A 12,091-nucleotide genomic window follows, 5' to 3' on the forward strand; every position below is an offset into this window, starting at 1 on the left:
GAGCGCATGCGGGCAAGAGTACAGGAGACTTCTCAGCGGTCCGCATATGAGAAGAGTCGTGCGGTTCGTCAGGAAAGCACGGGACAAGAGATACGCATGGCAGGTGCATCCAGGGGAGGAAAGCGGCCATTCCGGCCGACGGAAGTAATCTCTCCTATTTACGGCCGCAAGCGTCCGGAGCAGCGTGAGCAAGAAGAACAAACCGAACGGATATTTTCTACGCTGGCGCATCCTATGTCGTTTAAGGAGACGGAAGCAATGGCGACACAGTCCGGACGGCAGGCTCAGGGGCGAAAGCACGCCGCATCTGCATCGATACAGCGTCAGGAAAACGTCATCTCTGGCCGTGAAGAAAGAAAACGGGATGAAGAAGAAATACTTTCGATCCTGGCGCATACCGCCGCGGAGAGTAGAGCGGCAGAAAATAAGCTGGGTGAGGTAAAAAGAGAAGACAAAAAAGAGGTTGAAGCAGCGGAGGTATCTTTGCCGTCTGTTGAAGAAGAGATGGAAGAGTTGCCGAAAGAGCTGACTTTCCGCTCCCTTCCATTATCGCAGCCCGTTTTTGAAGAGGAGAAATCTCTGTCTTCTGCTGAAACAGACGCACAGATGATTTCTTTTGAGAAAGAGATACCAGGTGTGAAGCCTGTGCCTGTGGTGACTGAAATTGAGCCTGAGAAACGGACGGAATGGACGGGACCATCGACCGCTATACCTGCACCTGCTGTGCCGTCGGGAAAAACATATGAGAAGCCAGCATTTTCCCTGCTAATTCCTCCGCCGCGTGTGCAGATAAAAGACACGGAATACATTGAGAAGCAAAGAGAGGTGTTAGCAACCACGCTCCATAATTTCAATGTGAACGCAGAAGTCATCGGGGCGGTACGCGGGCCTACGGTTACACGCTATGAAATTCAGCCGGCACCGGGTGTGAAAGTCAATAAAATCACAAATCTAATTGATGATATTAAGTTAAGTCTGGCTGCACGCGATATCCGCATCGAAGCCCCGATTCCCGGCCGTTCAGCCGTAGGGATCGAAGTGCCAAATGAACAAAGTATGCCCGTGTTTCTACGCTCTATTCTGGAATCGAAAGCGTTCCGGGAAGCGGAGTCACCGCTTACGGTAGCATTGGGGATGGATATCGGCGGTGAGCCGATTGTGGCTGACCTGGCTAAAATGCCGCACGGTCTGATCGCTGGTGCGACCGGCTCGGGAAAAAGCGTATGCATCAACTCGATTATTCTAAGCCTTTTGTATAAAGCGACACCGGAAGAGGTGCGTTTGCTCCTCGTCGATCCAAAGATGGTGGAGCTTGCTCCGTATAACCGTCTGCCGCATCTTGTCGCTCCGGTCGTCACTGATCCGAAACAGGCAACGGCAGCGCTCAAGTGGGCGGTGCAGGAGATGGATAGCCGGTATGAGAAATTTGCCGAGGCAGGGGCCCGCGATATTACACGTTATAACGACTTAATGCGTCGTGCGTATCCGGACGAGAAGGAATATATCATGCCAAGCATCGTCATTATTATTGACGAGCTGGCAGATTTAATGATGGTGGCGCCGCATGATGTGGAAGAGGCGATCTGCCGAATTGCCCAGAAGGCGCGTGCCTGCGGCATCCATCTGCTGGTGGCGACCCAGCGCCCGTCGGTAGACGTCATTACCGGGTTAATTAAAGCCAATATCCCGACACGGGTTGCGTTCTCTGTTTCTTCACAGACTGACTCCCGCACCATTCTCGATATGAATGGGGCAGAGCGTCTGCTTGGCCGTGGTGATATGCTGTACCTATCAAGCGGCAGTTCCAAGCCGATCCGTCTGCAGGGCCCGTATGTATCAGACGATGAAATCGAGGCTGTTACCGAGTATGTCCGCAGTCAGGCGGAGCCGAATTATTTGTTTGAGAAAGAAGATTTAACGCAGGCGATGATGTCGGAAAATACGGATGAATTGTTTGCCGAAGTCGTCCTGTTTTGTGTAGAGAACGGCCAGGCGTCGGCATCGCTTTTGCAGCGAAACTTTCAGATTGGATACAACCGTGCGGCCCGGCTTATCGACATGATGGAAGAGAAGGGATTCATTTCCGGACAGACCGGGAGTTCTAAGCCGCGTGATGTATTCCTGTCACGTGCAGAATACGATAAGTTGTTTCGAGGGGAAGCGAGAAGGGAGTAGTACCTTACAGCCGCTGTTTCGTGGTATAATACAGGGAAACACTCGTAAAGTGAGGAGTTGAATCGTCTTGCAGAATGAACACGAATCGTCGGTTCTTGTCGATTTCTTTGCTGAGCGAGAGGCGAAACAGCGGTGTTTTAACGACTTGCATGAGGGATTGATGGAGAAGCTTCGTGAATACTCGTGCCGCGTGCTGAATCTTCGTGAGAAGGTGCGGGCTAAACATATATTCCGAAGCAAGGTTAATCTTTCTTCCGAGGCGTTGCTAACCCCGTTTTGGGAAGCGCAGTATGGCATTTGGCTGCTGCTTGAATATCAGAATATTAAGGGCGAGCGTCTTATCGAGAAGTATTTATTGGATCAGGACACGAATTTGTCCGAGCAGGAATTGCATCTTGCCGCGCATTGGATGGCAGCATATCCAACTATATACCGTGTGGAAGAAGCATGGGAAGAGGGATACCGGCTGACCGACTTATGGGGCGGTGAAGCGATCGATGTGGCGCTCGGCGATCGGGAGCAGGCGCGCAGTGAGTTTATGATCGGCCAGTACTTGTTTGCGCGTCTTGCAAAAGTAGGGTTTGTCCATCGGTTTATCGGCCCTTACTCCCTAATTAACAAAGAACGCATTAGTGAGATTCAGCAAAATTTAGAAGCGGATTTTGAACGGAGCAAGGAAGAAAATAGCCAGTGGTCATGGCGCTTGTTCATGCAGCAGCACGGCATTGAAGTGTTGCGTATGTATCAGTAAGAAATTAAGAGGGGAGAGGCTGGATTTCAATGCTGAAAAAGGCGAATGCCTTTTTCTTCCCCGGTTCTTCCTCCCTCTTTTTTCTCACGATTTTCACATAAAAAGCACCCGTCTATTGCAGATACTATACTTCAATAGACGGGTGCTTTTTTCATAGTGGCTATGCTCCGATGTATTTGGCATAGAGAGAACGTGCTGTACTTATGTCATCGGTTCCTTGAACGACGACACGACCGTTCGGAAAAATAACCAAAATATGCTCACCGATATGAAAGCGAAGCAGGAACTTGTTTCGTTCTACTTCTCCGAGCGGGGTAAACCGTTTCTCAAGTTCTTCTAAGTTCAGTCTCTGTTCCTTCGCCGGGCTGATCTGTACGCTATTGCGCCCGCAAAGGGAAGTAACCGTATCTTCGTCGCCGGATAGTTCCAGAAATTCGAATCTACCTTTGCCGCAGGTTGGGCACTCAGGGTTGCGGTTGTTTGCTATATTCATCCGGGTATGCATGTTGCGCCAGATTTCCATGTGTTCAAGGTTGGGATTTAAGTTCTTCTCATCCCCAACAAGCAACTTCAGAGCCTCTACCGCTTGATAGGAAGCGACAATATGAATAATCGGACCGATGACACCCGCTGTATCGCACGTTTCCCCTCCGACCGGCGGTTCCGGAATGAAACAGCGCAGGCACGGGGTTACATGCGGCCGGATAGCGGCAAACATGCCTTTGGCGCTAACTGCACCACCGTATATCCATGGAATGCCGTGTTTGACGGCGACGTCGTTAATTAGAAACCGGATTGCAAAATTGTCTGTACCGTCCAGAATTAAATCACAATCGCCAAGTAGTGTTTCAGCGTTGGCCGCTATTATATCGGCAATGACCGGATCTATGGTAACACCGCTATTAATCCGCCGCAGTTTTTCCGCCGCAGCTATCGCTTTAGGGAGATGAGCCGCCGCATCATCTTCGTCGTATAGCATCTGACGCTGGAGGTTGCTTGGCTCTACGAAATCGCGATCGATAATCCGGACGTATCCGACTCCAGCACGTACCATATGGTTGGCCAGCACGGCCCCGAGCGCGCCTGCACCCACGATAACAACACGGCTTGCAGCCAGCTTTTCCTGGCCTGTTTTTCCGATTGGGGCAAATAGCAGTTGTCTTGAATAGCGTGTATCCATATAAGATGCTCCCATTCTTTAAATCTGATACCATAAAAAAACGTTTAGAACGTATTTATTGTAGCATGTTTGGGAAAAGAAACCTATAGCATGTTAAGAAGCGCGTCTTGGAAAGTTTATAGGGATGTGCTTTTTACTTTTTTCCACATTCTCAACAGGAATAATAGTGTAGTATACTTATAGGACTCGGAAAAATGACTAAAGGAGATGCGTGCTCTATGGATAAATTGGTTGATAAATTTGGCCGCGTCCACGATTATTTGCGAATTTCGGTAACCGACCGCTGCAACCTGCGCTGTGTTTATTGCATGCCGGCGGAAGGAATGGAATTTGAACCGAGCGAGAAAATTTTGCGTTACGAGGAAATTGCGGAGGTTGTCTCGGCCGTCGCCAAGATAGGAGTACGCAAGCTGCGTCTTACCGGAGGAGAGCCGCTGGTCCGCAAAGAAGTCGAAAAATTAATTGCTATGCTTTCTACTATTCCCGGGATTGAAGATATCGCGCTGACAACGAATGCAATCTTTCTTGCCCAAAAAGCGGAAGCTCTGAAAGAAGCGGGCGTTACCCGTGTGAACATCAGTTTGGATTCTTTAAAACCTGAGCGGTTTGCCTATATTACACGAGGGGGAAGTCTTAAGCGCGTGCTGGACGGTCTGGAGGCGGCAGTGCGTGCCGGTTTTCATCCGGTTAAACTAAATGTCGTGCTAATGCAGGGACAGAACGATGATGAAATCGAGGATTTCATTCGTATGTCGCTGGAAAAGCCGCTGCAGATTCGTTTTATTGAATATATGCCGATTGGGCATAATGACGAGGGCTGGCGCGCGAAATATATTTCGCTGGATACCGTATTTGAACGGGTTAAGCAGATGGGATATACATACGAGCCGGCGGGTGATATTTACGGCAACGGACCGGCAGATAATTACCGCATTCCGGGTGCCGCAGGTACCTTCGGCTTGATTCACCCGGTTAGCGATCATTTCTGCGATAATTGCAACCGCCTGCGCCTGACTGCGGACGGTAATATTAAGCCATGCTTATACTGGGACGATGAGTGGAATGTACGGCCGCTGATTGGAGACGAGCATGCCATCCAGCGACTGTTCCTGCGCGCAATTGATGCAAAACCGGAGAATCATGAGATGGCACGGGCGTTGGCGAACGAAGCGCAGTCTCATACGCCGACCGTCCGTCGTATGTCGCAAATAGGAGGATAAGACGATGAGCGAATCACTCACCCATTTTAACGAGCAGCAGCGGGCCCGTATGGTAGACATTACGGAGAAACAAGTAACGGAGAGAACGGCCGTCGTTAAAAGTCGGGTCGTCATGAAACCGGAGACGCTTAACCGGATTAAAGCAGGGCGCGTCGGCAAGGGGGATGTACTGGCGGTGGCACAGGTGGCTGGTATTATGGCGGCCAAGAAAACGTCCGATATGATTCCGATGTGTCACCCGCTCGCGCTGACCGGTGTCGACATTCGGTTTTCGGACAATGAGAAGGATACATTGTATATCGATGTCACCGTCAAAACGAAAGGCATGACCGGTGTGGAGATGGAAGCGCTGACTGCGGCGACGGTAGCTGGACTGACTGTGTATGATATGTGTAAAGCAATGGATAAAGAAATGATAGTCGGTCCTACCTATCTGGCAAAGAAGACCGGGGGGAAAAGCGGCGACTTTTCCAATGATATCGAAATTAGCCTCGCTTTTGAATAGAGCGTGAGGTTTTTTCTTTATATGTATGCTTTATAAGCAGGAAATATTGCTTTTGAAGACGAAGAGGAAGTTTTTAAGAAGCAAAAATAAAGTGAAGGAGAGGCTTTTATGGCAAAAAAAACAGAAATTCCCACTACACTGACAGAACAGCAAGTAGCGCTACTAAATGAGGAAACATTGATATTGCTTAGCACGGTGGATGCAGAGACACAAACGCCTACGGTTAATGCGATTTCCTGGGTGAAAGCTCCGTCCGAGAGCAAAATCCGCTTCTCTGTCAGCGCCTCGTCTAGAATTGTGGCGAACGTAAAATCCAATCCGCGCGTAACGCTGTGCGTTATTGGGCTGGAAACCGTTTACTCCATCGTTGGCAACAGTACGGTGCTGACAGAAAAAATGGAAGGTGTAGCGATGCCGCTCGCCAATATCGAAGTCGAGATTACTGCCGTTCACGAGAGCATGTTCTGGGGCGCAAAAATCGTTCAGGAACCGAAATTCGAAAAAACATACGACCTGGAGAAAGCGAAAGCACTGGATGAGCAGGTTTACGCTGCAATGCTAAAATAATTGAACCAAAAAAAGCGAAGCCAAATGGTTTCGCTTTTTTTGGTTCAAACAGGTAGAGGCGGGGAACAACATATAATGTGGTTATTTTTACAATCAAACAGGCGAGAAAGGATGGCTGATTATGGCACAGCAAAACGGAAAAGACAAACTGACTTCTATGGCTCCGCAACACGGGTATCTTCAGCCGGACATCGAATCGCAGATGGCCCCGCAGCCAAACGCGGAGGATTATCAGTACAAAGGATGCGGCAAGTTAAAGGATAAAGTCGCTTTGATTACCGGCGGTGACAGCGGTATCGGCCGTGCGGTCGCAATTGCATATGCGAAAGAAGGGGCGGATGTCTGCATCATGTATCTAGAAGCGGACAGTGATGCTGAAGAGACAAAGCGGCAGATAGAACAGGAAGGCCGCCGTTGTCTGACAATCGCGGGCGATATCGGCGACGAGGCGTTCTGCCAGAGCGCAGTCCAAAAAGTAATTGGAGAATTCGGCCGCCTTGATATTCTTGTAAACAATGCAGGGGAGCAGCATGTACAGGAGAACTTCGAAGACATTACGCCCGAGCAGTTGCACCGTACATTCCAAACAAATATTTTTTCGATGTTTTATCTGACGAAAGAGGCGCTCAAATACTTGAAGCCGGGCAGTGCCATCATTAATACGGCATCCATTACCGCTTACAAAGGCCACCCGCTTCTCATCGATTATTCATCGAGCAAAGGGGCGATCGTATCGTTTACCCGTTCCCTGTCTATGTCACTTGTCAAACGGGGAATTCGCGTAAACGCCGTAGCTCCGGGACCGATTTGGACGCCGCTGATTCCGTCCACATTCACGCCGGATAAAGTGGAGCAGTTCGGTAAAGACACGCCGATGCAGCGTCCGGGTCAGCCGGAAGAATTAGCGCCAAGCTATGTATTTCTTGCTTCCGATGACTCTTCCTACATTAGCGGCCAGGCAATTCACGTAAATGGCGGTACTGTACTGAACGGATAAAACTTGTGCTCTATGGCATCTCAGCCGTAACCCGGACATAAAAATGATGGGAAGGCCAGCTGACTTTTATGGTACGAAGGATAAAGAGAGAAGAGAACGAGACAATGATTTCAATGTAGAAAAAGGCGAACGCCTTTTTCTTCCCTGAATCTTATTTCCTCTTCCCTTTCCTTCTTTTCTCATGATTTTCACAGAAAAAGGACGAGCGGCAATGTCCGCGAGTTTTTCTCATGAAAAGGTCGACAAAATTATAACTTTTTCCTCTTTCTCAGTTTTTTCTCAGCATTTATACTATTTTTATGAAAACGATGAAACGCTCTTTTTTACATACAATAAAAATTGTACTCACGCTTTTTTTTATTCTACAGCTTTGTTTTCCGGCAGAGCGGGGCTTGGCCGTTTCTGTAGTCGCGCCGGAGCATTCTTCGGCCTTGCAAAAAGAAGCCGAGCGGTTGTCCGTAAACAGCGAGGCTGCAATTCTAATTGATGCCCGCTCCGGGGATGTGCTGTATAAGAAGAATGAGGAGAAGGAAATGGCTCCCGCCAGCATTACTAAGATTGCTACAGGCATTATTGCACTTGAATCAGGCAGGGCTGACGATCAAGTGGTCGTATCGCGCAACGCCCGTCAGACGGACGGTACGCGCATATTTCTGGCGGAAGGTGAGCAGAAACCATTGGAAGATTTAGTATACGGGCTTCTAATGAATTCGGGCAATGACGCTGCCGTAGCTATCGCAGAACATATCGACGGCAGTGTAACCGCATTCAGCCAGCGGATGAACCGGTTCGCTCAATCGGTTGGAGCCAATCATACGAATTTTACCAATCCGAGCGGTTTGTATGAAAAAGAACATGTAACGACTGCTGCCGATATGGCTAAAATCGCGGCATATGCCATGAAAAATGAAAAGTTTCGTGAAATTGTTCGTACCCGGATAAAACCGTGGGAGGGGAAAGAATGGAAAAGTGAGCTTGTTAACCATAATAAAATGTTGGTGTCTTATCAGGGTGCCAACGGCATCAAAAACGGCTTTACTAGCCAATCTGGATTTACTCTGGTAACATCGGCTGAACGAAACGGCACTGAACTCATCGTGGTGCTGCTCAAGGCAACTAGCAGCAATCAAATTTATAAAGATGCCACTAAGCTGCTCGATTACGGATTTTCACATTACAAAACAGTGCCCGTTCTCAAAGCCGGCGCTAAAATATCCGAAGGAGAAGGCAGCTATTATGCCAGTGAGACGGTATATGCCTCCATTCCGAAAGATGATATGTTCAAAGTTCGGATTGTTCCGCAGAACGGGCTTATCGTTGAAACGACCTCGGGACTGACGCGGGAATACCCATCCGTATTAACGAAAGAGCAGCACTTGGAAGCAGGCGCTCCTGCGCCGAACGAACAGACAGATGCTGTAGATACAGCGAGCAAATACAGTTTACCCGAGTTTTTTATGCTATTTTTCTGGTGGTTGATGATTGTCTTTATGAGTTGGATGATGATTTTGCTGCTGAAGAAAGAGCGGGTCTAAACTTTTCCCTTGCCTCTATACATGTATAGAGGCAAGTTTTTTTAATGTATAGGAAAGTATATTTCGCTTTACAGTGATAAAGTGAAATGTATTTTCCCTCCATTCGTAAGCGGGAAAAAACTCGCGAGGCGTGTGCTGGCCGTTGTTTTTTCCGTGTGGAGTGTGTGGCCCGAAGGGAGAAAAAGACCGGCAATAGTCTCCCTCCTCGAGGTACCCGGATGTTTTGCCGGTCCGACCGAAGGGCCGCAAAGCGGCCGCTTGTCTCCTGTGTGGAAAAAGGACGAGCGGCAACGCCCGCGAGTTTTTTTTATTAGAAGATGAAAATACTGGAACTATTTTTTCTGCTGTTTCGTCAATGATAGTGAAAGCAGACAAGCCAAGGGAGGAAGAGGCAGTGACCAATAAAACCAAAAAAAGATGGATGGGCTCTATGCTGGCTGTGGCCATCTCAGCAGGCGGAATTCTTCCATATAACGTGCTGGCAGATGAAGTGAAAGCGCCTTCTCAATCTACTGTTCAATCGGTTAAAACAACAAAAATCAGCAGGGAAGAAGCAATTCGCATCGCCAAAGAATTTATGGCCATTCCGGAAGGATACGTTAACAACCAGGTGGAACTGGAAGATAACAAATTTATAGGCCGTACATTCTGGAGACTATCATGGGGACTGGAGCGCCCGGAAGATGATTTTGGACAGGTTAGCGTCTCTGTCGATGCTCAGGACGGGACAATTTTAAATGCGTATCAATGGTCGAAGGAAACGGAGCGAAATAGCATACTGCCCGGAAAGTTGAACACGGATAAGCTGGTGAAAGAAGCGAATGCCCTTATTAATAAATATTACGCTGGCTATGCTTCTCAAATGAAACTAAGTGAAGAATCGCTGGAAAGTTTTAAGCGCGGCGGCACGCCATACATGGAAAATTCACTATATTTTGAACGGCACGACAATGGCATCCCCGTATCCGAGCAAGGGCTTCGTATCTCATACGATAAAAAGGGCAAGCTGCGCAGCGTAGAGTTTACGTGGAACAACATCGAGTTTGAAAGCGATGCCGGTGTGAAAAACAGAGACGAGATTCTTCGCCTCGTTGAGCAGGAACTTGAAATGGAGCTTGCCTATCTGCCGAACATGTCACGCCCCGGCGGTAAAATTGAGCTGGCATACGCTCCGAAGCTAAAAGCGTCTTCCGATATGTATAGCGTCGTGCCGCGCCTTTTCATCGATGCCAGAACGGGCAAGCAAATCTCAGCCCAGGATGGCAAGGAGATAGGTACGCTTCCGGGGTTAAATCAAGCGCTGTCTGCTGTTAAAACGACACCGCCTTCAGATAGGAATTTGGATGAAGCGGGAGCGATGGTCAAGCTAAAAGAACTTGGCATCCTGAAAGATTCGATGCAGGTACAGCAAAAAGGATACAGGGAAGAAAGCTACCCTGCCAAGCGTAAGCTGTGGGAGATATTTATGATTGAGAATCAAGGGGACAGAAAGAACGTACGCGCTTCGCTGGATGCTCAAACCGGAGAATTGGTTAGTTATGTTCAGTATGGTATGCCTTATGATGCCAAGATGGGGAACCCGGATAAAATAAAAGTAAATATCAACAAGCAGCAGGCGGAAAAAACGGCAGAAGCGTTCGTTAGAAAAGTGCTGCCCGGAAGGCTGGATACGCTTTATATGATGGAAGCAGTCCCAAACTATTTCGACGGTGATTTAAATAAAGTGATGAATTATAACGTATCGTTTGTCCGCAAGGAGAACGGCATCCGCGTCGTCGGGGAAGGGGCAACGGTGACGGTAGATGCGGATACAGGAGATATTATAGATTATAATATGACCTGGTCGAAGCAAACGCTGCCCGCTACAACTGATGTAATCAAGCCGGAGGAAGCGAAAAAGAAGACGATGGCGGTGCTGCAGGCAGAGCTGCGCTACAGTCTTTTTCCGCCATTCGGACCTGCAGGAGCAAATCAAGTGCGCAAAGCAAAACCTGTCTATATCATTACCGCTAAGACGAAAGGGAATTTTTACGATTACAATGCAAGTTACCTGGACGCCAGGACGGGTGAATGGAAAGCGTATGGCCAGATGCCGGTGAACAATGCGGGTCAACCGGTTACTGATATTGCGGGTCATCCTTTTGAGAGGGAATTACAGGAAATGGTGGATGCTAATTTGCTGGAAGCAAAAGACGGAAAAGTAAATCCCGATCAGAAAATGACGCGCGGCGAGGCGCTGAAGGTGTTTTACGTGGCAGCGCGTCAGCCGTATGAGCATTACGGGCCGCAGCAGGAGCCATTTTTTACCGATGTAGAGGAGAATAGCGAGCTTAGACAGGCGGCTGATTGGGCAATTCAGACGCGTTTGTTGCCGCGGGAGGAAAAGCAACTACGTCCTAATGAACCGGCTACTCGTGAGTTTTTGGCGGAACTGATTGTTCGGGGATTAGGATACGGAAAGCTGGCAGCGAAAGAAGGAGTTTTTGAAGCAAAGTTTCAGGACAGCACGACTATTCAAAAGAAAGGGGAAGCAGCGCTAGTCACTCTTTTGCGTATTATGGAACCGAATGCCAACAATCAGTTCGAGCCTGGTCGTCAGGTGACCAAGGCGGAAACGGCAGTAGCGGTATACCGGTATTTACAGACGAAAGAATCGTTTATTGAGTAGAAGAAATTCAAGAGGCGGAAAAAAGCCCGACGCACATAGACGTCGGGCTTTCGTTTCGCGAAACGTGGTCCATTGTATGTTGTCAGACCAAGTGAAATCGTGGAAGAATTTTTTTGTTAGAGAAGAAATTCAGACTGAAATACATAAAAAACACTTGCCTCTACACCCGAGGGATGATATAGTATCTCTTGTCGCCATTAAAAACGACGAAGAAATTGGAAAAATAAAAATCAAAAAAAGGTATTGTGAAAAACGCCTGAGTTTGATAAAATATAAAAGTCGTCGCTGAGAAATGGCGATATAAAAAAGAAGTTCCTTGAAAACTGAACAGTACCACTCGATGTGTGCGAGTAAAACAACCCATAAAAGTGTGGTGGATGCTTTTATGGGGCCCGAAAAGATACCCACGAAAGTGAAGGGTCGCTTTGTAGCGAATTCCGAGTACTTTCGCGGGGCCCGAAACGATTTCGTTTCAATTACTTAAGCTGGCTTT

General features: G+C 48.3%; 9 protein-coding genes. 8 read left to right on the top strand and 1 reads right to left on the bottom strand.

Going from position 1 to position 12,091, the window contains the following annotated elements; all coding sequences use genetic code 11:
- Positions 1-6: 6 nt before the first annotated feature.
- Positions 7-2,175 carry a DNA translocase FtsK gene (locus B2899_RS00990; RefSeq protein ID WP_286883389.1) on the top strand — a complete coding sequence of 723 codons (2,169 nt, stop codon included), beginning with the start codon at positions 7-9 and terminating at the stop codon, positions 2,173-2,175.
- Positions 2,176-2,242: 67 nt separating this feature from the next.
- Entirely contained in the window at positions 2,243-2,926 is a 684-nt protein-coding gene (locus tag B2899_RS00995; RefSeq protein WP_146812176.1) for a hypothetical protein, read from the top strand.
- A 160-nt stretch (positions 2,927-3,086) separates the two neighbouring features.
- Here B2899_RS00995 and B2899_RS01000 read toward each other — a convergent pair whose 3' ends face one another.
- Positions 3,087-4,106, bottom strand: a complete 1,020-nt coding sequence (locus tag B2899_RS01000) for a ThiF family adenylyltransferase (RefSeq protein ID WP_146812177.1) — start codon at positions 4,104-4,106, stop codon at positions 3,087-3,089.
- Between the two features lie 218 nt (positions 4,107-4,324).
- On the opposite strand from B2899_RS01000, the gene moaA reads away from it, so the two are divergent.
- The 6 genes from moaA to B2899_RS01030 all read left to right on the top strand — a co-directional run bounded on the left by moaA (position 4,325) and on the right by B2899_RS01030 (position 11,598).
- Positions 4,325-5,326, top strand: a complete 1,002-nt coding sequence (moaA, locus tag B2899_RS01005) for a GTP 3',8-cyclase MoaA (RefSeq protein ID WP_146812178.1) — start codon at positions 4,325-4,327, stop codon at positions 5,324-5,326.
- A 4-nt stretch (positions 5,327-5,330) separates the two neighbouring features.
- Positions 5,331-5,831: a cyclic pyranopterin monophosphate synthase MoaC gene (gene moaC / locus B2899_RS01010; protein ID WP_286883376.1), complete on the top strand. Its 501-nt coding sequence runs from the start codon at positions 5,331-5,333 to the stop codon at positions 5,829-5,831.
- A gap of 108 nt (positions 5,832-5,939) precedes the next feature.
- Positions 5,940-6,398 carry a pyridoxamine 5'-phosphate oxidase family protein gene (locus B2899_RS01015; RefSeq protein ID WP_146812180.1) on the top strand — a complete coding sequence of 153 codons (459 nt, stop codon included), beginning with the start codon at positions 5,940-5,942 and terminating at the stop codon, positions 6,396-6,398.
- Between the two features lie 121 nt (positions 6,399-6,519).
- Positions 6,520-7,395, top strand: coding sequence for an SDR family oxidoreductase (locus B2899_RS01020; RefSeq protein ID WP_286883378.1), 876 nt, complete (start codon positions 6,520-6,522; stop codon positions 7,393-7,395).
- A 392-nt stretch (positions 7,396-7,787) separates the two neighbouring features.
- On the top strand, positions 7,788-8,930 hold the full coding sequence (locus B2899_RS01025; protein ID WP_286883379.1) for a D-alanyl-D-alanine carboxypeptidase family protein: 1,143 nt from the start codon (positions 7,788-7,790) through the stop codon (positions 8,928-8,930).
- A 394-nt stretch (positions 8,931-9,324) separates the two neighbouring features.
- Complete coding sequence (locus tag B2899_RS01030) at positions 9,325-11,598, top strand: YcdB/YcdC domain-containing protein (RefSeq protein ID WP_286883387.1); 2,274 nt, start codon at positions 9,325-9,327, stop codon at positions 11,596-11,598.
- The last annotated feature ends 493 nt before the right edge of the window (positions 11,599-12,091 follow it).

Origin of the sequence: Aneurinibacillus sp. UBA3580, from assembly GCF_002375825.1 — a bacterium.
Taxonomy (GTDB): domain Bacteria; phylum Bacillota; class Bacilli; order Aneurinibacillales; family Aneurinibacillaceae; genus Aneurinibacillus; species Aneurinibacillus danicus.

Coding starts and splice junctions, on each gene's coding strand:
- moaA (WP_146812178.1), top strand. CDS start 4,325: ATGGATAAATTGGTTGATAAATTTGGCCGCGTCCACGATTATTTGCGA.
- B2899_RS01015 (WP_146812180.1), top strand. CDS start 5,940: ATGGCAAAAAAAACAGAAATTCCCACTACACTGACAGAACAGCAAGTA.
- B2899_RS01000 (WP_146812177.1), bottom strand. CDS start 4,106: ATGGATACACGCTATTCAAGACAACTGCTATTTGCCCCAATCGGAAAA.
- moaC (WP_286883376.1), top strand. CDS start 5,331: ATGAGCGAATCACTCACCCATTTTAACGAGCAGCAGCGGGCCCGTATG.
- B2899_RS01020 (WP_286883378.1), top strand. CDS start 6,520: ATGGCACAGCAAAACGGAAAAGACAAACTGACTTCTATGGCTCCGCAA.
- B2899_RS00990 (WP_286883389.1), top strand. CDS start 7: ATGCGGGCAAGAGTACAGGAGACTTCTCAGCGGTCCGCATATGAGAAG.